Genomic DNA, 22,528 nt, shown 5'->3' with positions numbered 1-22,528 from the left:
CTCACTCAAGCCCCTCTTTGTTCACAACATGGTCAAACATTGTTTTTACGCTATCTGTCGTTATTTGGCTCATTAAATCATCCCCTTTAACTCGGGTACCCCAGGGGACTTGCTGCGCAGTTTTACCCGTTTGCTCAAGTAAATTTTGATGATAAACCTCTACCACATAATCTTGATATAAATAAGGGCCAGTGCGTGCAGGGTTCGAGTGAGCATATAAACCAACAACTGGTGTGCCAACGGTTACTGCCATATGAGCAGGGCCAGTATCGGGGGCAAGAACTAAATCAGCTCTTTTTAAAACACATAGCAGCTCTTTAAGCTTTGTTTTACCAACTAAATTTAAAATTGGGCTATTGCTATGTTTTATAATGTTATTCGCTAAATTTACTTCAAGCTCAGTAGGTCCGCCGGTTAAAGCAACATTAAAACCTTGCTCATGCGCGTAGTCAGCAAGTACGGCATAACGTTCAGGCAACCAGTTTCGCTGAGCTTTACTAGCCGCTGGCGAAATTACAAATAGCTTGTTGGCTAAATACTCTTGCCCTAGTAACTCATCTGCTTTGTTTTGATCTTGTGCGTTGTAAGGCATTCGCCATGTAGGCGTGTAATCATCTACACCAATTGCACCCGCAAACCCTTTGAACCCCTCTAGCACATGCGCTTCTTTTTGCGGGGCTATACGTTTATTTATAAACAAACTGTGTAGTTCTTTTGAGCGTGCCCAATCAAAGCCTATTTTTACTTTTGCAGGGATACAGCGTGCTACAAAGCCTGCTCTTAATGCCACCTGCATATTAAGAAGCACGTCAAACTGCTTACCATTAAAGGTGTTTTTTAATTTTTTAAGCGCAGCCTTACCTTCTTTTTTATCAAAGATCACCAGCTCTACGCCTGGTAAATCAGCAAGTAACATAGCCTCTACTTTACCCATTACCCAGGTTATTTTTGCATTAGGGTGCGCTTTTTGAATTGCTTGAACAGCACTAACAGCATGACATACATCACCAATAGCAGAGAGTCTTAAAATACAAATAGAGGAGTAGTTAGGCACTTGAGTCACGCATTCCGTTAGGCTTTAAATAGTATGCTGGGATCTTAAATTATACTCGCGTTAATGCAAGCACTTATCCTGCGCCATAAAACACGTTAATATATACCTATTATTGAATTATTTTAACGAGCTATGTTTAAAACACTAACGCAAGGCAAACACACTATTTTAAGCCATCCAGATTATTTTAACCTTGTTGATATAAGCTGGTTTGATGCAACTTATTGGCAAAAGCAAAATAAAATAGTAGGCGCTAAAAAAGGCCGCGCTACAGCATGGTTTTTTAAACATGATGATTTAACTGCTGTACTTAGGCATTACTGGCGTGGCGGTTTGGTTGGTAAGGTATTGAGCGATCAATACCTCTATCTTGGCCTTAAAAACACCCGTGTATGTAAAGAGTTCAGCTTAATGATAAAGCTTATTGAACTCGGTCTAAATGTACCCAAGCCAATTGCAGCCAGAGTAAGCACTAGTGGTTTGATTTACCGCGGCGATATAATTACACAAGCGGTTAGCGGCGCTAAAAGCCTGCTCGACGTTCTAATTGAGCGCCCTTTAAATAGTAGTGAGCTTGAAAGCATAGCCAACACTATTGCGCTATTTCATAACAAAGGGGTGTATCACGCCGATTTAAATATCAATAATATTTTATTTAATGAAGACGGCGACGTATATATTATCGACTTTGATCGCGGGGAGTTAAAAGTTCCTAACCCGCAATGGCAACAAAGTAATATAGCGCGCTTAAAGCGTTCATTTTCAAAAGAACAAGGCCGTAATAGCGTCTTTAATTGGCAAAGCAATGATTGGGAAACGTTCAATGCCCTTTATAGCCAAAAACTATCTGCGTAGAGCCAAATACTGCTGAGCTACTAGCTTAGCATCCACTTTTTGCAAAATATCGGCGCTTTCCACACTCGGCTTATTTGCTAAAACGTGTTTTATTTTAGCCGCTAGCTCTTCGCTATTTTCTATAGGTACTAAGTAATTAGCCAGCTCGCCTGTTAATATTTCGCTAGGCCCAAACGTACAATTAGTACTTACTACCGGCGTGCCAACAGCTAATGCTTCAATTAATACTGTTGGCAACCCTTCAAAGTCAGAGCTCAACACCAATGCTTCAGCCTGCTTAATCCAATTATACGGATTTTGTTCAAAACCAGGGACAATCAGCTGCTCTGCAATGCCATACTCTTTTGCAAGCTTAAATGCTTTGCTAGGCTTATTACATAAAAGAACCAATTTGTATTTTTTATCAAGCTTGGCAAATGCCGCAAATAAAATATCGTGACGTTTTTGTTTAGCTAAACGCCCTACATGAATCAAATAAGGCGACTGCGGAATAGCTATATTAACGTCAACAGATTGGCGTTTTATTTCGGCTAAATTAAAGGGGTTATAAATAGTGGTTATTGCACTTGGGGTAATTAAATCGCCTTGAGTGATTTCTTGCTCTACCCCTTTAGATACACAAACGAGTGACTTACCATTTAAGTTTTGCTTTGATTTTTTAAGATAGCGATAAGAGAACGGACCTAGCTTTTTTTGCCTAGCAAGCTCTGAATTTACTGAGTTATGCACAACAAAATGTACATTTTTAACCGTGCTTTTAGCGAGTAAATTATTGCTTCTATCAAGATTTGAAAGTACTAAATCTATAGTACCAATATCTCTTTGTTTATTGTTAAACCAGGCTTCTAACTTCGCAACGCTTTTATTTATGTTCCAAAAGCGATCAACCTTCGATGCCCTATCAGGAAATAAACTATCGACATTAATGCATTCAGGGATGTCATATTCAATGGAGCTTGCAATTGACAATAAAGTAACGTGATGCTCAAGTTCAACAAGTTGCTCAGCTAAAGTAAGCATAACTTTTTCTGCACCACCGCCAACAAGGGAGTCAATAACAATTACAATGTTCATGCACGGCTTCCTGCAAGCATATTTTTTACCGCACTCGTAATTACACTATAACTTTGAGGACTCTCTAATTTACGATATTTAGCCAAGAGAGGCTCATAGTGCCTGTTATCTATTGCGTATTCAATTTTAGACACTATATCATCAGGATTAAGGCTTGCTTTGATGGCTACGCCTGCATTAACGCAATTTTCTAAGCGGGTATGTTGGTCTTTTGAAATAGCACAAGCTATAACAGGAGTTTGCAATGCAATAGCCTGCAACAAAGTATCACCAGCACTCAATAGAGCCAACTTTGCTTGACTCAATAAAGCTAAAAAATCAGTTCCCTCTAAACTTGTTAAACAAATAATCTCGCTTGTTTTTGGTAATATTTTTGTATAATTGGAACCAAACACCACCACTGTTTTTAAACCCGTTTTTTTACCCGCTTTAAGCGCGGTATCGAAGTAGGTATCTGCACAATTTAAATTATTAAATGTATGCCCACCAGAACCTGCATTTACTAATAAGTAATTATTTTCTTCAAGGCCATATTTGTTCAACACTTGCTTTTTTTGCTCCTCTGAAGCGTGTGCAACAAAAGGCCCAACATTACGTGGATAAGCAAGGGGAAACATATCTAGCTTTGTATTTTCTACCCAACTTAATGGCGCAATACAATAGTCTGGCTGTACAACCCAATGTGCATCAATTAAATTTGCACGATTGAGCTTTAACCCTTTTGCGCGCTTTTTTTCATGTTGAGAAATAAAAACAACTTTAGCACCCACCTCTTTTGCCGCTTTCATATGTGCTGCGCGCCCAGCACAATCAAAAACAACAACGTCGGGTTTGTATGCAGTGATAAAGTCACACACTAATGCAACTTCTTTGGTTGCTGAGCTCTCAAGTAAAGTGGTATCAAAGGGGCAAACATCGGCGTAAGTTGTGTGCTTGTTTAAAATAAAATGAATATCAAGCATCCCAGCAAACTCAGCGAGCAACCCATTAGCCAACAACAACGAGCGCATATATTCACCAATTCCTTCTGGTGACGATACTGGAATAAATAAAAGTCGTTTGTTGCTCATTGCATTCTCAATTTCCTATTTGATCTTTAGTATATCAATCAGGCCTTTGTTACGATAGATAGGTTACATTTTTATACATTTAATTGACCCTATAAATTTGAATATTTACTGCAATAACATACTTAGATTGGTAAACTTGCCAGCAATTTTAATCACAAGGACCTGAACTTTGCGACACAGAATTTTTATTCTTTCAACATTATTTAGTGCTATCAGTTTATCTGTTAATGCTGAACCATGGGTTAAACCAGATGACTACGGACTAAAAGCTGACATACAACAGCTAGCCGACGCCGGTATTATTTTAGCGCCGGTAACAACATACCCATTAATGTGGAAGAGCTTTATTAATGATGTTAACAGTATGCCCATCGAGCAATTATCTCCAAGCTTGCAAGACGCATTACTGCGTGTAAAGCATCGTTATAAATCTGAAAACGCAAGTTCACATAGTGTGCAATTATCAGCTTATGCAGCCACAGATCCAATACATACAACGAGCTTTGGCGCGACCAACACTCAAAAATCAGCGCTTTCGGCAGCGTATGCCTACCTAGGTGATAATTTTGCCGCTAAAGTTGCACTAAGCTCTAGAAAAGACGGTAAAAAATGCTTCATTAACGGAAAAACTAGCGATGACATTGTAAAAGATGAGCAAGCATTAACTGATTGTGACGATACCTCATTTGATGGTAGTTACGTAGCCTATAGGCTAGGTAATTGGATATTTAGAGGCGGTGCTGTTGAGCAATTTTGGGGACCTGGTATCGACAATAGCTTGATAATGTCTGGCAATGCAAAGCCGCTTCCCGCTTTAAGTATTACGCGTGAACAAAGCACCGCCTTTGAAACACCTTGGTTAAGCTGGATAGGCCAATGGAGTTTTACAGCACAAATGGCCAAGCTCGAATCAACCAGAGTGATTCCTGATGCATTACTGTGGAGTAGTCGCTTAAATATACGCCCACTACAACAATTAGAAATTGCAGTAAGTTGGTCGGCGCAGTGGGCAGGTGAAGGTCAGCCAAGTTCTGCTGGTGATTTTATTGATGTCATTACAGGGCAAACAACTTGCATTAATGGTAATGAAAATTGCGACAGTCAGCTAGAGTCTAAAATTGGAAATCAACTTGCAGGCCTCGATATTCGCTGGTCTGACACATTGTTTAGCCACCCATACGCCATTTATGCCAGCACCATAGGTGAGGATGCCAGCTCACAATTTAAACCTGCTGACCGAGCTTATTTATTTGGTGTGCAAACGACCCAACGTATTTACGATCAAAATGTATTAGTGAATGTAGAATACATAGATACGGGTGTTTCGTGCGCAGCGGAATCAACCAATGAAAACTGTTATTACGAACACTCAGATTATAAATCAGGTTACCGTTACCATGGCCGCACCATAGGCTCAACGTTTGATAATGATGCGCAATCAGTTGTATTAACAATACTTGGGCAACTTTCAAACGGCGATGATTGGCAAGCAAAGCTACGCAGCGTGGATTACAACAGCGACAACAGTGATTTATACCCGAACAATCCTGACATTGGTAACTCAATAACCAAGACTGGCTACAGTTCTAAACAGCTTGAGCTTCGCTATAGAAAAATCACTATGGGTGGGCGTTTAACATTAGGTGCTTTTGCATCTCAAAATGACGATGCAGAAAATGACACATCTGCCTTTGCTAAATACGAATATAACTTTTAGCCAGTATTTTAAATACACTATATTTAGGCTTTAAAAAAAGGGATGAAAGCAACACTTTCATCCCTTTTTTATTCGCAAAATGTACTTATTGCTTTATTTTGCTAATCACTTTTGACGTTGAACAGCCATCTAAAAATGTCAGCACTTCTACTTTGCCGCCATGGCGCAATACATGATCGGCACCGGCTATTTGCTCTACGGTATAATCGCCACCTTTCACTAAAGTATCAGGGCTTATTTGCTCGATTAATTTAGCGGGTGTATCGTTTTCCTCAGCGCTGCCAAAGGGAATCACCCAATCAACAGAGGCAAGTGCACTTAATACCATTGCACGCTCATCAAGCGGGTTTATCGGGCGTTCAGGGCCTTTTAAGCGAGTGATTGAATCATCATTATTTAGCCCAACAACGAGTCGATCGCCACGCGCTTTGGCTTGTGCCAAATAGCGCACGTGACCTGCGTGTAAAATATCAAAACAACCATTGGTAAATACAATGGTTTCGCCGTTTTGCTTTGCAAACTCAATATGCTGCAGTACATCATCAAACGGAGTTTGGTAGTGTTCTCCATTGGTGTGTAAGTATTGGCCTAACTTTTGGCTTAACTCTTCTGGTGACACTGTAGCTGCCCCCAGTTTACTTACTACAATGCCTGCGGCTAAATTTGCAATTTCTACCGCATCTTTAGGGGCCATTCCTGCACCAAGCATTACAGCTAGCGTTGCAATAACGGTATCACCTGCGCCAGTTACATCGCTCACTTCTAATTGCTGCGCTGCAAAGTCATGTTTTTCATCGGCATTAATTAATGACATACCTTGCTCTGATCGCGTCAGTAGCATAGCTTTAATACCATTTTTACTAATAAGCCCACGAGCACTTTGCGCTAAAATGTCCTCAGAGCCCGTTTTACCGCCTGCTAAATTAAATTCATGCAAGTTAGGCGTAATGTAATCTGCGCCCTCGTACAAATGTAAGTCTGGCGATTTAGGATCTATAAGTACAGTTTTACCCGCCGCTTTAGCAACGCTAACCATTTCTTTAATCAAGCTCAGCGAGCCTTTGCTGTAATCAGAAAACACCACAAAGTCGTATTCATCAAGCACCAGCTCTAAGCGATTTAATAACAGTTGGCTATGCTGCTCGCTAAAGGTTTCTTCTAAATCAAGGCGTACAAGTTGTTGATGGCGGCTAATAACACGCATTTTAGAAATAGTCGGTAAATCACATACACTCACAAGTTGTGAACTTATTTTTTCACCTTTTAAAATTGTTTCTAAAATTTGCCCGCTTTCATCTTCCCCAATTAAGCCAAGTAGCCCTACTTTGGCATCAAGCCTAGCAATGTTTTTAGCAACATTGGCAGCGCCACCAGCTTTGTCTTCAAACTTGCTTACCTTAACAACAGGTACTGGCGCTTCAGGCGAAATGCGCCCAGTGTCACCGTACCAGTAGCGATCAAGCATTACATCGCCCACCACTAAAATACGCGCTTTAGATAAGTTTTTTAATAGCGATAAATCCATTACTGCTGCTCCGCAACAACCATATCTATGGCTTCACATAACCAGTGGCCAATAAACATATGCGCTTCTTGAATACGTGCTGTTTCATCGTTTTTGATAATAATTGGCAGCTTGGCAATGTCTTTTACTTTTCCGCCATCACGGCCTGTTAATGCAACTGTAAATGCGCCAATTTTATTAGCCGCTTCAAGTGCTAAATTGATATTTGCACTGGTACCTGAGGTTGTTAAACCAATCACTAAATCTTCTGGTTTACAAAGCGCCTGAACTTGGCGTTCAAACACGGTATCAAAATGGTAGTCGTTACTGTGCGCAGTAAGAATTGACGTATCGGTTGTGAGTGCCATAGACGCAAGCGGTCCACGCTCTAATTTATAACGTACTACAAATTCGGCCGCCAAATGCTGAGCATCCGCTGCACTTCCGCCGTTACCAAACCAAATAACCTTACCACCAGCTTGTAATGCACTATGGCATACTTCTAATAACTGCATAGACTCTTGATGATAAGCCTCCATCGTTTCAAATAAGGCTTGATGACGGTTTAAACTTTCAACGTAGCTTGTTGCCACAGAATCGATAATTGACATGAAAAATTCCTCTAGGAACTGAAATGGCAGGAAAAAATTAAATCCATTATTCCACAGTTTTATTTAGTTGTGTGTATTTTATAGGAATATAGCTGAACTGGAACATAATTTAGTGCTTCACATGTTCAGAAATTATCACTTTCGCGTTAAACTAAGGGCACTTACCTCAATAAAAGTTCAGTATGGCACGCATTTTTTACTCATTCGCTTTAATTTTAATTAGCCCGCTGATTGTATTTTACTTATATGTATTAAGAGGTAAAAAAAACAAAGGCTACCGCGCACACTTTAAAGAGCGTTTTGGCTTTGTGAGCAAAAGCTTATTTACAAGCAAAGGCAAACCGCTAGTTGTGCACTGCGCCTCTGTAGGTGAAGTACTTGCAGCTGCACCACTTATTAAAGCGCTGCAAAAACAACACCCACAGCTTAATATACTTATTACCTGCAATACCCCTACAGGTCGCGAGCAAATAATTAATCAGTTTAAAAATACCGTGGCATGTAGTTATTTACCTATGGACTTTGCGTTTTCGACCGCCCGATTTTTAAAACGTATAAACCCACAAGCACTATGCATATTAGAAACCGAGCTTTGGCCAAACTTAATGGCAATAAGCCATAAAAAGAATATTCCGGTACTGGTACTTAATGCTCGCTTGAGCGAAAAATCGCAACAGGGGTATCAAAAGGTTGCCAAGCTAACGCAAATAATTATGCGCTCAATCACGGTACTTGCAAGTCACAATAAAAAAGATGCCGAGCGGTTTATTGAGCTCGGTTTAACCTCCTCAAAAAGCCATGTTACAGGCTCAATTAAGTTTGATATAAGCCCAAGCAATGAGCAACTAACTAAAGTAGCAAATCTTAAAGCCGAATATAAAACCCAAGAGCGTTTTGTATGGGTGGCAGGTTCTACTCACCCACTTGAACACGAAATGATATTAAATGCCCACCAGCAACTATTAAAGAAATACCCTAATTCACTTTTAGTTATTGCCCCTCGACACCCTGAGCAGTTTAAAAAAGTAGCCGACACGTTAGCTCAAAGCCCACTTAGCTTTAGTCGTCGTAGCAACAATAACTATCAAAATGAACACGTACTATTGGCCGATACACTTGGCGAGCTACAATGTTTATATGGGGCTGGTAATGTCAGTTATGTAGGCGGTAGTTTAATTCGCCGCGGCGGGCATAACCCACTTGAAGCGGCAGCTTTTTCGGTCGGTGTTATTACAGGCCCACATACGTATAATTTCGATCATATCTACCCTGAGCTTATAAAATTAAAAGGCGCTGTGGCTGTTGAAAACACCGATGAACTTGCTACACAATTAATTAATCTAAGCCAAAACACTAAAGCTTGCCAAACTTTAGGGAATAAAGCGCAGCAGTGCGTATTAAAAAACCAAGGCGCCATTAAAAAAACATTAACCATAATTAATCAGTATTTAGAGCCACAAGCATGACCAATTTAGCCATTACTCAAACCCGTGAGTGGGTATCGTCTGTTATTGTAAAATATAACTTTTGCCCATTTGCCCGCAAAGAAGTTGAGAACAACTGCATTCATTATGTACTTAGCCCAGCAGTAAAAATTGATGATGCGGTAATGGATATGCTTGAGCAATGCACACAGCTTAATCAAAATCCAGATCGCGAAACCACATTAATACTGTTTGATAACGGCTTTAGCGATTTTGAAGACTTTTTAGATTTAGTTGATTTAGCCAATGCACTACTGGTTGCACAAGGCTTTGAAGGTAAATATCAAATTGCTAATTTTCATCCCGATTACGTGTTTGCCGACAGCGAGGAAGATGATGCCGCAAATTACACAAACCGAGCTCCCTACCCTACACTGCATTTAATTCGCGAATTAAGTATGAGCGAAGCGCTTGAAAGCTACGATGAGCCTGAATCTATACCAGAGCACAATATAAAACTTGCAAGGCGCAAAGGATTCGACTTTTGGCAGCAACTTTTAGAAGGCATAAAAAAACCGAGCGCATAACGGCTCGGCTTTTAAGTATCAAATTCAATGTTACTTTTTAACCCAGCTGCCATTTACTTCAACATAATGACCACTTTGGGTTTTTTCGATTGTTTTAGTCCGCTGCGAGTGCTTCTACTTGGGCGAGCGATAAATTGTTCTTTTTAGCTAGTTTTAAATACTGAGCTTTACGCTTTGCGTTAATTTCTTCAACAACGGCTTTAGCTTCGCCATTTTGTACTACTAAGCCTAAATAACCCGAACTGTTCTCACCCACTAATCCTTGGCTTTTAGCATCATCTAAACTAATCGCCCACGCCGAAAACGACATACACACTGCACCAATTAAAGTGGCAATACTTAATTTATTTTTTATAGTCATCATTTAGCTCCTAAAATAATTCACTGTCGTCACTGAACAGGGTATCGAGTTCTTTATCTACTTTTACTCGAATTTCGTGATCTACTTTTACATTTAAATTGATAGTTATTGGCTCTTTCGCTGCCACCTCTACTCTGTGAGTACATGCGCTTAAAGCGCTAATAGCAGCAAAGGCTATAATTGCCTTAATGCTTAACGAATTTTTCATCATTAGTTTCCTTTTTGAGAATATTGCTGCTCAACTTTTTGTGTTATTTCGTCACTTAATCTTAGCGCTCTCAATAGCGTAAACACGTTTTCTTCGTGGTTATAGTTAAAATTAACTTGCTGCTGTTGTGGCTCATTAAAGCCCTGTAAGTTAACACCTAAATTTAACCAACCATCACTTTTAAGCGCTACTGTACTATTAAGTTTTTGTATATCAAGGTTTTTAAGTAAGCTCAGTACAGGCTGTAATTCTTGCTGCTGTTGCATAACAGAGTCAAACGCTGCGTTATTGCTAATAATAAGTTTACCTTCACCTTGGTTTAATAAGTTGCCATTTGTAACCTCTACGCCACTGTTACTAAAATGAAGGGGCAGCCACCCTTTTAATCGGCCCGTTAAGGTAATTCCCGACTTATCGTCAAGGGTAATGAGTTTACTCGCATCAATATCTTTAAAAGTAACATTAGCTGTTTGCTGCGATTTTAAAAGCGTGTATTTATCTAATTCAAATACCCCATCAAACACATTACCGCTTATATCAGATGCTTGCGCGCTATTGTTAACCACTTTTATTTTACCGTTGATATTATTAACTACTGCGCCAGCTCTTAATTCATTGAGGTTAAAGGTAGTTGGCTCAACATTAAGCTGCCCTGAATCATATTGCCCACTAAGTTGCGCACTAAACTGGTTAGCTAAGTAATCGTTATAAAGCGCGCTGGTATCATCAATAGTTAAATTAAAATTGGCTTTTTGTAAGTTAACATCGCCACTAATACGCCCATTAAACTCGCCTTGAGTGAGTTGAGCTAACGGTTCAAATTGGCTAACGAGTGAATTTAACGAAAGCACACTTTGCTGCGGTATAATCACTTCAAACGGATGAGCTACCTTTGAAACATGGTGATTGGCCACCAGCTCAACACCATTTACAAACACATGATGAGACGCTTTAAGCGCGCGACTTTGCAGCCCGGTTGACGTTACGTTTATTGTATTTAAATCGACATTTGGGCTTGTCAGTGTATTTATTTGGGTGTTTGCATTTAAGTGTGCAAATAACTCACCCACACCTAAGTTTGCTCTTGCACTAAGAGTGTTATTAATACCGGTGAGTTTATACTCGTTGTATTGCACGCTTTTAAGCTTACTTTTAAGCGTTACTTTTGCATCGAGCTTTTCATTCATACTTGCTTCAAGGTTACCTGTGTAGCCGTTAAAAGCGCTGCCATAAGCAGCTGCGCTATTAAAGCTAAACTCAATACGTGCGTTTCCAACGGGCTTAAAGTCAATAAGTTGAATAACTGTAAAATCCCCTTTGGCTTTAATATTATTAGCCTCAGCCGGTAAAAATTCAGGCAAAGAGGTAAGCGCAATATCGTAATTACCACTTAATTGAGAGTTTTTAAGCTGCGTATTTAGCGTTATAGCGTCGATTTCATCTGTATGTAGCTGTACCTTTAGCTGCGTGCGTGCGCTTTGTAGCGGTGCAGCAGTATTTATAAACGTATCTGTAACCGTTATATCTATATTTTGCTTGGCTTGCACTGCACTTTTGAGCGTTATTAACGGTAAGGTTAGGTTGTTATGTGCAAAATTAATTGGTTTAGCTAAAGCCCAGTGCCAATTAAGGGGAAGTTGCTTAACTGCAAAGGCCTTGTAATCACTTTCAGGAATAAGAGATTGGCAGTTATTACTAAGTTTTACATTGTTTTTAAGCTTGCTTAGGTCAAGCTCAAGGTTTTGGGTATTTAAATTATAGGTAGCACTTAGCACACCTTTGGAGCTATTTGTTATATCACAGCTTTGTATTTTGTAGTCATACTGGGCTTGCAGATCACCAGTAAGGCTTGCCTCTACTCCGTTAAAGCTAAATGCCTGCGCTGTATTAAAACTAAGCCCATTTATTAACTCATTATCTGTTTTAAGTAATTGCTTTAATGATCCATCATTAACTTTAAGCTGCCCTTGTACCTTATTACTGTAAAGCCTTGCGCTTATGTTTAAATCACCATTTACGACAAACTGGTTAAGCGTGGGCTCGGTGATATTTAGCATTAGCGGGCGCTTTAAAAGCGCACTGTGTATAGTTAAATGCTCAACTGTAATTGTTGGCCTTTTTTCAGGAAGCGCTAAATCTAAAATTGTGGCAGCAGTGCTTGTTTTACTACTTTGAGGAAATGGATTTACATTAAGTACTGCGTGTTTAACTTTAACATGGTTAGTATTAGCAGTAATACCTGTAAGAGCAAACTCTTGATTTTGGTAACTTAAACAGGCTTTTTGTACGTGCACATTTAACTTACTCGTAAGCGAAAAATCTAAGCAGCTTAAGGTAACACCTGCTTTTTCAAGCTCAGGCGCTACAGCCCATTGTAATAGTGGCAAACGAAATGCATAGCCAAGCAAAACTATACTTAGCAATAAAGCCCCCATAATTAAACCAACGCGCTTTAACATACTGTCCTTATAAGCTTTTATTTATACCTTACAAACTATCGTAATTTTAAATCTACGCAATCAAAAAAGGCTGCACAGTGCAGCCTTTTTTATTTTACAGCTAGATTATGAATCTAACTTGTATATGTTGTTTTTAACCTACATTTTTACGTGCATTACGGAACATGCGCATCCATGGGCTATCCTCTTTCCACTCATCCGGGTGCCACGAGTTAGCAACAGCGCGGAATACACGCTCTGGGTGCGGCATCATTACAGTTGCACGGCCATCAGTAGAGGTAATACCGGTAATACCCTCTGGTGAACCATTCGGGTTAGCCGGATATTGCGTTGTCGGGTTACCATAGTTATCTACAAATTTAACCGCAACAGTGCCGCTTTCAAGCGCAGCTTTAGTGGCGGCATCGTTTGCAAATTCTGCATGGCCTTCACCATGAGATACAGCAATTGGCATACGCGACCCAGCCATTCCATTAAAGAACACAGACGGGTTTTCTTGTATTTCAACTAAGCTAAAGCGTGCTTCAAAACGCTCTGACTTATTTGTTACAAAACGTGGCCAATGCTCAGTACCCGGAATTAACTCTTTCAATGTTGATAACATTTGACAACCATTACACACACCTAAGCTAAAGGTGTCTTCACGGTGGAAGAAGTTTTGGAACTGATCGCGTGCCATATCGTTAAACAATATAGACTTAGCCCAACCTTCACCGGCGCCTAATACGTCACCATAAGAGAAACCACCACATGCCACTAAGCCTTTAAACTGCTCAAGAGTTAAACGCCCTTCGAGGATATCGCTCATGTGTACATCAACAGCGGCAAAACCAGCACGGTTAAACGCAGCAGCCATTTCTAAATGCGAGTTAACGCCTTGCTCACGCAAAATAGCCATTTGTGGTTTAGCACCCGTTGCAATGAATGGCGCAGCTATATCTTCGTTTAAGTCAAAGTTAAGTTTCACGTTTAAGCCTGGGTCTTTTGCATCAAACTTGGCATCAAACTCTTGCTTAGCACAATCAGGGTTATCACGACGTGCTTGCATTTGGTACGTTGTTTCGGCCCAAATAGTACGTAATTCAGTACGAGTATGATTAAGTACAGTTTGCTCACCACGGTTAAATACAATGTTGTCGTCGCTATTGAGCGAGCCAATCACGTGGCTAATTGCAGCTACACCATGTTGTTCAAATACAGCATTTACGGCATCTAAATCGCTGTTAGCAACTTGAATTACCGCGCCAAGCTCTTCGTTATAAAGTGCTTCTAAGTCTGAGCCTGTTAAACCCGCTAAATCAACGGTCACACCAGTGTGCCCAGCAAATGCCATTTCAGTTACAGTAGTAAATAAACCACCGTCTGAGCGGTCATGATAAGCAAGTAACTTACTATCAGCGACAAGTGCTTGCATAGCATTATAAAAGCCTTTCAGTAACTCAGGGCTGTCAACATCTGGAGTAACATCACCAAGCTGCTTGTAAACCTGTGCAAGGCTTGATGCGCCCAGTCGGTTTTTACCCGCGCCTAAGTCAACTAAAATAAGTGATGTATCGCCTTTATCAGTACGTAACTGCGGAGTCACTGTTTTACGCACGTCGTCAACACGGCCAAAGGCAGTAATAATAAGCGATAACGGCGACGTTACTGATTGCTCTGCACTATCGTCTTCATTTTTCCATGTCGTTTTCATCGACATAGAATCTTTACCTACCGGTATAGTTAAACCAAGCGCAGGACAAAGCTCTTCACCTACCGCTTTTACGGCTTCGTAAAGGCCGGCGTCTTCGCCTGGGTGACCCGCTGCAGCCATCCAGTTAGCAGATAGCTTAATGTTCTCTAGGCTACCAATATTGGCACAGGCAATATTAGTTAACGACTCTGCCACCGCTAAACGCGCCGAAGCACCATAATTTAATAGTGCTGCCGGCGTGCGCTCACCCAGAGACATAGCTTCACCGTGGTAAGTGTCGTACGTTGCCGCAGTAACCGCACAGTTAGCTACAGGTACTTGCCAAGGGCCAACCATTTGATCGCGTGCTACTAAACCGGTAACCGAGCGGTCGCCAATGGTAATTAAGAATGTTTTTTCTGCAATTGTAGGTAAGCGTAACAAACGCTGCGCGGCATCAGCTACGTTAATATCGTTTGCATCAATGGCAGTGCCCGTTACTTGCTGAGATGTTACATTGCGGTGCATTTTAGGCGCTTTACCTAATAAAACATCAAGCGGTAAATCAACAGGGCTGTTATCAAAGTGGCTGTCTGCTACGGTTAAATGGCGCTCTTCTGTGGCTTCACCAATTACTGCGTACTGTGCGCGTTCGCGCTTACAAATGGATTCAAAGCGATCAAAATCTTCAACCGCTACAGCCAGCACATAACGCTCTTGCGATTCGTTACACCAAATTTCATGTGGTGCCATGCCAGGCTCATCGTTAGGGATATCACGTAGTTGGAATTTACCACCACGGCCACCATCGTTTACCAGTTCAGGAAATGCATTTGATAAACCACCGGCGCCTACATCATGTATAAACGCAATTGGGTTTTCGTCGCCTAACTGCCAACATTTGTCGATGACTTCTTGACAACGACGTTCCATTTCAGGGTTTTCACGCTGTACAGAGGCAAAGTCTAAGTCTTCGTTTGATTGACCCGATGCCATACTTGATGCAGCACCACCGCCTAAACCAATATTCATAGCAGGGCCGCCTAGCGCAATTAGTTTTGCGCCTACTGGAATCTCGCCTTTTTGAACATGATCAGCACGAATATTACCTAATCCACCGGCAAGCATAATTGGTTTGTGGTAACCACGTACCTCTTCACCATTGTGGCTTGTTACTTTTTCTTCGTACGTGCGGAAGTAACCTAATAAGTTAGGACGTCCAAACTCGTTATTAAATGCAGCACCGCCCAGTGGACCATCCATCATAATATCAAGCGCATTGACTATACGACCTGGCTTACCAAAGTCGCTTTCCCACGGTTGCTCGTAACCCGGAATACGTAAGTTAGAAACCGTAAAGCCAACTAAACCGGCTTTTGGCTTAGAACCACGACCTGTTGCACCTTCGTCACGAATTTCACCACCTGAGCCGGTAGCCGCCCCCGAAAACGGTGCAATAGCCGTTGGGTGGTTATGCGTTTCTACCTTCATTAAAATTTCTATGTCTTCTTGATGATACGCATATTCACCTTGCGCATTCGGGAAGAAGCGACCCGCTTTTGAGCCCTTCATTACTGCCGCGTTATCTTTATACGCCGACAATACATTTTCAGGATTGTGCTCAAATGTATTTTTGATCATTTTAAACAGCGATTTTGGCTGTTCAATGCCATCAATTGTCCAATCAGCATTAAATATTTTATGACGACAATGCTCTGAGTTTGCTTGGGCAAACATAAATAATTCGATGTCGTTAGGATTACGACCTAGCTTTTTAAAGTTTTCTACTAGGTAGTCAATTTCGTCATCGGCAAGGGCAAAACCTTGCTCAATATTTGCGGCAGCTAATGCTTCGCGTCCGCCACCTAAAATATCAACTGATGACATTTCACGAGGAGAATCATTACGGAACAACTGTGCTGCAGCTTCAAGCTCAGTGTGTGTAGCTTCGGTCATACGGTCGTGTAATAACGCCGTTGCTTGTGCAAGTTGCTCTGCACTTAGTTCACCTTCTATATAATAAGCAATACCACGCTCTACACGGTGAACCTGTTTAAGGCCACAGTTATGCGCTATATCGGTTGCTTTAGATGCCCAAGGAGAAATGGTACCAGGGCGAGGTGTAACTAAAATAAGTGTGCCAGCTGGGGTATGCTCGGCAATAGTAGGACCGTAAGTTAATAGCTTTTCAAGCTTGGTCTGCTCATCAATACTCAAAGGCGATGTTAAATCGGCAAAATGAGCATACTCGGCATATACGTTGGTGACTGGAAGTTGCGATTGTTTGCAACGCGCTAAAATTTTATTAACTCTGAACTCTGACAGTGCTGGTGCACCACGAAGGATCAACATAGATAATTTCATCCGGGGTTAGGGATTGAACGATATTTTAGGCACGCATTATAGTCCAATTAGTCATCATATTTAACTCCAAATTTAGCTTTTCATAAAATTAACTTTTTAGCTTTATTTATAATCCGTTTTAGCTAATAAAATAAAAGGGAAAGTGACGAAATGGCTAAGTTTTGTTATAACGGGTGTTAGCGTGTTAAAGGGGCACTCAATGTTCAAAGAAAAGCTAATAATAATCATCATTTTAGTTATGCTGTTATGTGCATGTAATATGCAAGAACAGCCAACTCAACTTGCCCACATCAAAGAGCAAAACAAAATACGTGTTGGCACGTTAGCAAGTGCGAGCAATTATTATCAAGCAGTTCAGGGCGAGCAAGGCTTTGAATATGAGCTTTCTCAGGCTTTTGCTGATTACTTAGGTGTTGAACTTGAAATAGTCCCCTTTTTTAATTTATCTGATATGTTTGATCGCCTTGAAAGTGGTGACTTAGACTTAATTGCCTCAGGACTTACTTACAACAAAACGCGTGCGGAGCAATATAGGTATGGCCCAACTTACAGAACAATTAGTCAAAAATTAGTATATAAACAAGGCCGTGTTCGCCCTCGTAAGTTTGACGATCTAGATGGAAATTTTACGGTTATAGCAAAAAGCAGCCACTCACTTACCCTGCAAAAAGCTCAAAAAAACAACCCATCACTCAGCTGGATAGAAAGTGAAGAATTTGACGAAGAGGAACTTTTACAAGCGGTTATAGATGGTGAAATAGACTACACCCTTGCTGACTCCCACACTCTTTCGTTATTTCGCCGGTATCACCCTAATTTAAGCATTGGCTTCTCAGTAAGTCATAATGATCCAATTGCGTGGATACTTCGCAAGTCAAAAGATGATTCTTTATATGCGCTGCTCGTGCCATTTTTTGGTGAAGTAAAACAAAACAACCAACTTTATGTACTCGAAGAAAAATATTTTGGTCATGTACGCCAGTTTAACTACGTAAATACATTAGCTTACATAGAGGCAATAAAAGAAACGTTACCTACATATCAGCCATGGTTTGAACAATACGCAGGAGATCTTGATTGGCGTTTACTAGCTGCATTAAGTTACCAAGAGTCGATGTGGAACCCTCGCGCTAAATCACCAACGGGTGTTCGCGGCATTATGATGCTTACACGTAGTACAGCTAAACAAGTTGGTGTAACAAATCGTCTCGAGCCTGAACAAAACATTCGTGGTGGAGCTCAGTATCTAAGCAAATTAATAACCCGTATTCCTGATAGAATTCCTCAACCAGACAGGACGTGGCTTGCTTTAGCTGCTTATAATGTTGGTTGGGGTCATGTGAACGACGCGAGGATTATCACCCAACAACAAGGGGCAAGCCCGGATAAATGGGCCGATGTAAAAAAACGCTTACCGCTATTAATCAAAAAACGATATTACCGTAATACACGTTATGGCTATGCCCGTGGCGATGTGGCAGTAAAATATGTTGATAATATTCGTAGATACTACGACGCGCTGGTATGGCTTGATGAAAACAATGCGATGACCGATGAAAATATCACTACAGAGCGTAATGACAACAGCAATATAAAACAAGATGAGTCGCCATAGCGGAGCATGGATTAATGAGAAATTTTTTAATTATGAAAGTTTACGGCTTCAAAGTAGTGGGTAACTAAAATATCTGTTTACTTGTCATTAAATGATCACTAATGTGTGGTAATTGTATATTTCAATTTTTTCAAAGATATACCTTGTGCCTTTCTCACTCTCACGCATTAGGAGAACACATGCTAAAACGTAGACGCACACAAAAATTAAAAAGAAACGTTATTTATTCAACGGCGACACGTCGTCGTATCATGTTACGTGGTTTACACAAAAAAATAATTTGGCGTCGCCGTATGTTTGCTATGCAACAAATGGAAGCACAAGACACTATACCAGCGGGCAATTAATAATATTTTTTAAGCCCCTCGAGCAGCCTTCTTGGCTGCTTTAATTTGCGCCCTTCTTCGCTTAAAAAATTCAGATATAGTGTTACCACATTTGTCGGCTAATACCCCTCCAACAACTTCTACTTGATGGTTAAGCCTTGGCTCCTGCAGTAAATTCATAATAGAGCCAGCTGAACCAGTTTTTGCATCTGGAGCTCCAAATACTAAACGCTTTATTCTGCTATGCACTAATAATCCTGCACACATAGAGCATGGCTCAAGTGTTACATATAACGTGCAGTCAATTAAGCGATAATTATTGAGTGCTTTGCCAGCTTCTCGTACTGCAATCATTTCGGCATGAGCTGAAGGGTCATTATCAGTTATAGAACGATTGTATCCAGATGCTATAAGTTGATTATCTTTTACTAAAACAGCACCTACTGGGATCTCATTAAGCTGCTCGGCTTGTTTTGCATACAAAAGCGCTTGTTCCATCCAATAAGCGTCGTCAAATGGCTTGTTCATTATTTCTTCTTAAATTACGTTTTATGCTTTAATTATACCTAGTTAACCTCCTAAAGCGCGGCAATGATTACTTTATTGCAAAAATAAAACACTATTTAGCTGTTAATAATGGCTCACTGACGCTGATTTACGTTATAATCTCTCGCTTTTTTTATTTAGCTCACAACACGGGTAGCGAATGAAATTTCCTGGACGCCGCAGGCATAAACATTATTTTCCAGTGGAAGCCAAAGATCCACTAACTAATCAACTTAACGCAACAGATAGATTACAACGTAGCTATATTACGGGTATCGATCAAATAGTTGTTGATATAGAAGCAAAAGTTGATCAAGCTTTCCTTGATGAGTTTCAACTACGCAGAGGCATGTCACAAGTTATAGACAGTGACATAACAAATGCTCTTTACGACCGCTTAAAATTAAACGACATGGTTGATTATGAATTTGCAGGTGGAACCATTGGTAACACAATGCACAACTATTCTGTACTTGCAGATGATCGCTCTGTTTTATTAGGCGTAATGAGTGAAAACATTAAAATTGGCAGTTACGCATACCGCTTCTTATGTAATACCTCAAGCCGTGTAGACTTAGACTATTTACAACCTGTTGATGGTCCAATAGGCCGTTGTTTCACTCTTATTGACGAAACGGGCGAACGCACCTTTGCAATCAGTGCGGGTTTAATGAATTACCTTCGTCCAGAATCAATAGATAAATCGTTGATAGAAAACTCATCGGCTTTAGTCATTAGTGCATACCTTATGCGAACACAAGATGACGAAACTATGACTGATGCGACTATGCAAGCAGTTAAATATGCTAACGATGCTGGCGTGCCTGTTGTTCTTACACTCGGCACTAAATTCTTAATTGAGCAAGACCCTGCTTGGTGGGCAAACTTTGTTGAAAGACATGTAGATATTCTTGCTATGAACGAAGAAGAAGGCTTTGCTATTACAGGGTTTGAAGACCCGCTTTTAGCAGCAGACAAAGCACTAGACTGGGTAGATCTTGTTATATGCACTGCAGGTGAAAAAGGGCTATTCATGGCAGGCCATGTTGACGACAGCTTTAAACGTGAAACCGAATACCCATTACTACCTGGTGCTATTGCAGACTTTAATCGTTATGAATTTTCACGCGCTATGCGTAAAGCAGATTGCGAAAACCCTATAAGAGCATACAGCCATACGGCTCCTTTTATGGGCGGACCAGACTCAATCAAAAATACAAATGGCGCTGGAGACTGTGCACTCGCTGCTGTACTACATGACTTATCAGCAAATGTTTATCATAAGCTTAATGTCGCTAACTCAGCAAAGCACGATCAACAAGCTATTACATACTCATCTCTTGCACAAATTAGTAAATATGCAAACAGAGCAAGTTATGAAGTACTTGTTCAGCACTCTCCCCGCTTATCGCGTGGATTACCTGAGCGTGAAGATTGTTTAGAGCAGGTTTATTGGGAGCAATAAGCTCCCTTCATCTCTCTAAAAGATAGAAATATCAAGCTTTTTAGATAGCAGCTCTAATGCTGCTATTCCTGCCACTGAGTTACCAAACGAGTTAAGACCTGGGGAATAAACGGCTACTGTAAACTTGTTAGGTAATACCGCAAGAATAGTTCCTGACACCCCTGATTTACCTGGCATACCGACCCTATACCCAAAATCACCCGCAGCATCATATAAACCACTGGTAAATAACAATGAATTAAGCTGTTTATTTTGACGACTACTTAAAACCTGCTCACCAGATAGCTGATCAACTCCTTTATTTGCCAAAAAGCTATATGCCTTAGCAAGTTCAACACAATTAAGCTCAATAGAGCAAAAATTGAAATATGACCAAAGCACATCATCAACGTCATTCTCAAAATTACCAAACGATTTCATCAAATGCGCCATAGCAGCATTGCGATGTCTAAATTCATACTCAGAATTAGCCACTTTTTTATCAATCACAATGCCGCGATTACCTGATAGTAATCTGAATGTTTCGAGCATCGAGTGCATTGGTGCAGACAAGCGGCTATAAAGCGCATCACAAGTAACAATAGCACCCGCATTTATGAATGGGTTACGCGGTACACCTTTTTCAAATTCAAGTTGCGTAAGCGAGTTAAACGCTGTACCAGAGGGCTCCTTACCTACCCTGTTCCAAAGTTCGTCACCATAACGCTGTAACGCCATGGTTAATGTCATCACTTTAGATACTGATTGAATGGTAAATCGCTGAGAACAATCACCTGCGCAAATGATTTCACCCTCAGTAGTGTATATGGCAATAGAAAACTGCTCAGGGTCAACCTCAGCAAGTGCAGGGATATAATCGGCTACTTTCCCTTTAGACAGTAAAGGGGCGACTTCTTGAGTAATTTCATTTAATACACGTTGGTAATCTGTAGTAGGCAATTAACACCTCAAATAGATTTAGCTAAATGAAAATATTACCATGCCTCAGATTAAACGAGCTAGTTTAGTTAGATGAAATTAATTGTATTGTGAATTATATTCGCAATAAACATTCTAAAGCGAGGTCAAACGACAAGAAAAAACAATTAATGATAAGTACCACTAATTGGCAAATTCAATAACCTATTTATATCACCTAAACATAAGGCTATTATTCACCAAACCTTAAACTCTTTAACAGTAATATTTAATCAACCTCTGATAGAAAAGCTGACGCTTATAGGGTTAAAGGTATCAGTTAATAGACTGAGATAAATAATATAACCTTGTTGTTTATATTATTACCTTACTTAAGACTAGATCCTTTAATTATACGAATTAGTAAAGCTCACCTTGAAATTGTAACTTAATTGATTTACTTCATTTCAAAATACAAAAAGCGTCACTTTACTGCAACAGGCTTCACTTAATTAAAGTCGTTGCACCACTCACTTGAATACCCGAGGGATAAAAAGTCACATCGCTGATAGCATACTTTCATTGTGTTGGTCGGTCTTATATAAGCTCACTTTAGAATTGGTATTGTTACTGAGCTCGGTATGCTTAACGCCAATTTACTAAACCCCAGACAGCAAAAAACCCGTTACATAGCTGTAACGGGTTTCTCTTAATTAAAT

At 40.4% G+C, this 22,528-nt stretch carries 17 protein-coding genes and 1 pseudogene; 7 read left to right on the top strand and 11 right to left on the bottom strand.

From position 1 onward, the window contains the following. Nucleotide 1 precedes the first annotated feature (1 nt). The gene (locus P20480_RS06765) at nucleotides 2–1,063 is read right to left on the bottom strand and encodes a glycosyltransferase family 9 protein (RefSeq protein ID WP_008130658.1); all 1,062 of its coding nucleotides are present in this window, start codon (nucleotides 1,061–1,063) and stop codon (nucleotides 2–4) included. Nucleotides 1,064–1,186: 123 nt separating this feature from the next. Between P20480_RS06765 and P20480_RS06770 the strand changes: the two genes are divergently transcribed. Further along, nucleotides 1,187–1,909 carry a 3-deoxy-D-manno-octulosonic acid kinase gene (locus tag P20480_RS06770; RefSeq protein WP_008130656.1) on the top strand — a complete coding sequence of 241 codons (723 nt, stop codon included), beginning with the start codon at nucleotides 1,187–1,189 and terminating at the stop codon, nucleotides 1,907–1,909. On the opposite strand, the gene P20480_RS06775 is transcribed toward P20480_RS06770, so the two are convergent. Further along, the gene (locus P20480_RS06775) at nucleotides 1,898–2,983 is read right to left on the bottom strand and encodes a glycosyltransferase (RefSeq protein ID WP_008130653.1); all 1,086 of its coding nucleotides are present in this window, start codon (nucleotides 2,981–2,983) and stop codon (nucleotides 1,898–1,900) included. The two genes, P20480_RS06770 and P20480_RS06775, sit on opposite strands and share 12 nt — an antisense overlap. Continuing rightward, complete coding sequence (locus tag P20480_RS06780; RefSeq protein ID WP_008130652.1) at nucleotides 2,980–4,053, bottom strand: glycosyltransferase family 28 protein; 1,074 nt, start codon at nucleotides 4,051–4,053, stop codon at nucleotides 2,980–2,982. The genes P20480_RS06775 and P20480_RS06780 overlap by 4 nt, the downstream gene beginning before the upstream one ends. A gap of 169 nt (nucleotides 4,054–4,222) precedes the next feature. Here P20480_RS06780 and P20480_RS06785 point away from each other — a divergent pair, with 169 nt between their 5' ends. Beyond that, entirely contained in the window at nucleotides 4,223–5,770 is a 1,548-nt protein-coding gene (locus tag P20480_RS06785) for a capsule assembly Wzi family protein (RefSeq protein WP_008130641.1), read from the top strand. 85 nt (nucleotides 5,771–5,855) lie between these two features. Here the strand turns inward: P20480_RS06785 and hldE are convergent, their stop codons facing one another. Together hldE and P20480_RS06795 are read right to left on the bottom strand one after the other, a co-directional pair. Further along, nucleotides 5,856–7,295: a bifunctional D-glycero-beta-D-manno-heptose-7-phosphate kinase/D-glycero-beta-D-manno-heptose 1-phosphate adenylyltransferase HldE gene (gene hldE, locus P20480_RS06790; RefSeq protein WP_008130640.1), complete on the bottom strand. Its 1,440-nt coding sequence runs from the start codon at nucleotides 7,293–7,295 to the stop codon at nucleotides 5,856–5,858. Beyond that, a complete protein-coding gene (locus tag P20480_RS06795) occupies nucleotides 7,295–7,885 on the bottom strand; it encodes a D-sedoheptulose-7-phosphate isomerase (RefSeq protein ID WP_006791589.1) in 591 nt (196 codons plus the stop codon). The genes hldE and P20480_RS06795 overlap by 1 nt, the downstream gene beginning before the upstream one ends. 182 nt (nucleotides 7,886–8,067) lie before the next feature. Here P20480_RS06795 and waaA point away from each other — a divergent pair, with 182 nt between their 5' ends. Together waaA and P20480_RS06805 are read left to right on the top strand one after the other, a co-directional pair. Beyond that, a complete protein-coding gene (waaA, locus tag P20480_RS06800; protein WP_008130639.1) occupies nucleotides 8,068–9,351 on the top strand; it encodes a lipid IV(A) 3-deoxy-D-manno-octulosonic acid transferase in 1,284 nt (427 codons plus the stop codon). Beyond that, nucleotides 9,348–9,896 (top strand): DUF1415 domain-containing protein, encoded by a 549-nt coding sequence (locus P20480_RS06805; protein WP_008130638.1) that lies wholly within the window; start codon nucleotides 9,348–9,350, stop codon nucleotides 9,894–9,896. The genes waaA and P20480_RS06805 overlap by 4 nt, the downstream gene beginning before the upstream one ends. Before the next feature lie 30 nt (nucleotides 9,897–9,926). Here P20480_RS06805 and P20480_RS18300 read toward each other — a convergent pair. The 4 genes and pseudogenes from P20480_RS18300 to purL form a co-directional block, all read right to left on the bottom strand. Further along, nucleotides 9,927–10,257 (bottom strand): annotated as a pseudogene (locus tag P20480_RS18300) (YdbL family probable chaperone protein). A 10-nt stretch (nucleotides 10,258–10,267) separates the two neighbouring features. Then, entirely contained in the window at nucleotides 10,268–10,465 is a 198-nt protein-coding gene (locus tag P20480_RS06810; protein WP_033025578.1) for a YnbE family lipoprotein, read from the bottom strand. Nucleotides 10,466–10,467: 2 nt separating this feature from the next. Further along, on the bottom strand, nucleotides 10,468–12,924 hold the full coding sequence (locus P20480_RS06815) for an intermembrane phospholipid transport YdbH family protein (RefSeq protein WP_008130635.1): 2,457 nt from the start codon (nucleotides 12,922–12,924) through the stop codon (nucleotides 10,468–10,470). A 133-nt stretch (nucleotides 12,925–13,057) separates the two neighbouring features. Beyond that, the gene (gene purL, locus P20480_RS06820; protein WP_008130634.1) at nucleotides 13,058–16,948 is read right to left on the bottom strand and encodes a phosphoribosylformylglycinamidine synthase; all 3,891 of its coding nucleotides are present in this window, start codon (nucleotides 16,946–16,948) and stop codon (nucleotides 13,058–13,060) included. A gap of 211 nt (nucleotides 16,949–17,159) precedes the next feature. On the opposite strand from purL, the gene mltF reads away from it, so the two are divergent. After that, nucleotides 17,160–18,575 carry a membrane-bound lytic murein transglycosylase MltF gene (gene mltF / locus P20480_RS06825; protein ID WP_008130632.1) on the top strand — a complete coding sequence of 472 codons (1,416 nt, stop codon included), beginning with the start codon at nucleotides 17,160–17,162 and terminating at the stop codon, nucleotides 18,573–18,575. 179 nt (nucleotides 18,576–18,754) lie between these two features. Next, on the top strand, nucleotides 18,755–18,922 hold the full coding sequence (locus P20480_RS19580; protein WP_006791597.1) for a hypothetical protein: 168 nt from the start codon (nucleotides 18,755–18,757) through the stop codon (nucleotides 18,920–18,922). 9 nt (nucleotides 18,923–18,931) lie between these two features. Here P20480_RS19580 and tadA read toward each other — a convergent pair whose 3' ends face one another. Continuing rightward, the gene (gene tadA, locus P20480_RS06830) at nucleotides 18,932–19,429 is read right to left on the bottom strand and encodes a tRNA adenosine(34) deaminase TadA (protein ID WP_008130630.1); all 498 of its coding nucleotides are present in this window, start codon (nucleotides 19,427–19,429) and stop codon (nucleotides 18,932–18,934) included. Nucleotides 19,430–19,607: 178 nt separating this feature from the next. On the opposite strand from tadA, the gene P20480_RS06835 reads away from it, so the two are divergent. Beyond that, nucleotides 19,608–20,912 carry an inosine/guanosine kinase gene (locus tag P20480_RS06835; protein ID WP_033025576.1) on the top strand — a complete coding sequence of 435 codons (1,305 nt, stop codon included), beginning with the start codon at nucleotides 19,608–19,610 and terminating at the stop codon, nucleotides 20,910–20,912. 15 nt (nucleotides 20,913–20,927) lie between these two features. Here the strand turns inward: P20480_RS06835 and glsB are convergent, their stop codons facing one another. Further along, complete coding sequence (glsB, locus tag P20480_RS06840; RefSeq protein WP_006791600.1) at nucleotides 20,928–21,851, bottom strand: glutaminase B; 924 nt, start codon at nucleotides 21,849–21,851, stop codon at nucleotides 20,928–20,930. Nucleotides 21,852–22,528 lie beyond the last annotated feature (677 nt).

Origin of the sequence: Pseudoalteromonas sp. BSi20480 (assembly GCF_000241365.1) — a bacterium.
Lineage (GTDB): Bacteria > Pseudomonadota > Gammaproteobacteria > Enterobacterales > Alteromonadaceae > Pseudoalteromonas > Pseudoalteromonas marina.
This window is presented reverse-complemented; position numbering and strand designations above follow the sequence as displayed.

Bases quoted from the DNA above. Each gene is read 5' to 3' on its own strand.
- P20480_RS06795 (WP_006791589.1), bottom strand. From the start codon at position 7,885: ATGTCAATTATCGATTCTGTGGCAACAAGCTACGTTGAAAGTTTAAAC.
- hldE (WP_008130640.1), bottom strand. From the start codon at position 7,295: ATGGATTTATCGCTATTAAAAAACTTATCTAAAGCGCGTATTTTAGTG.
- P20480_RS06780 (WP_008130652.1), bottom strand. From the start codon at position 4,053: ATGAGCAACAAACGACTTTTATTTATTCCAGTATCGTCACCAGAAGGA.
- P20480_RS06815 (WP_008130635.1), bottom strand. From the start codon at position 12,924: ATGTTAAAGCGCGTTGGTTTAATTATGGGGGCTTTATTGCTAAGTATA.
- P20480_RS06805 (WP_008130638.1), top strand. From the start codon at position 9,348: ATGACCAATTTAGCCATTACTCAAACCCGTGAGTGGGTATCGTCTGTT.
- P20480_RS06770 (WP_008130656.1), top strand. From the start codon at position 1,187: ATGTTTAAAACACTAACGCAAGGCAAACACACTATTTTAAGCCATCCA.
- P20480_RS19580 (WP_006791597.1), top strand. From the start codon at position 18,755: ATGCTAAAACGTAGACGCACACAAAAATTAAAAAGAAACGTTATTTAT.
- P20480_RS06775 (WP_008130653.1), bottom strand. From the start codon at position 2,983: ATGAACATTGTAATTGTTATTGACTCCCTTGTTGGCGGTGGTGCAGAA.
- mltF (WP_008130632.1), top strand. From the start codon at position 17,160: ATGTTCAAAGAAAAGCTAATAATAATCATCATTTTAGTTATGCTGTTA.
- waaA (WP_008130639.1), top strand. From the start codon at position 8,068: ATGGCACGCATTTTTTACTCATTCGCTTTAATTTTAATTAGCCCGCTG.
- P20480_RS06835 (WP_033025576.1), top strand. From the start codon at position 19,608: ATGAAATTTCCTGGACGCCGCAGGCATAAACATTATTTTCCAGTGGAA.
- purL (WP_008130634.1), bottom strand. From the start codon at position 16,948: ATGTTGATCCTTCGTGGTGCACCAGCACTGTCAGAGTTCAGAGTTAAT.
- P20480_RS06810 (WP_033025578.1), bottom strand. From the start codon at position 10,465: ATGAAAAATTCGTTAAGCATTAAGGCAATTATAGCCTTTGCTGCTATT.
- tadA (WP_008130630.1), bottom strand. From the start codon at position 19,429: ATGAACAAGCCATTTGACGACGCTTATTGGATGGAACAAGCGCTTTTG.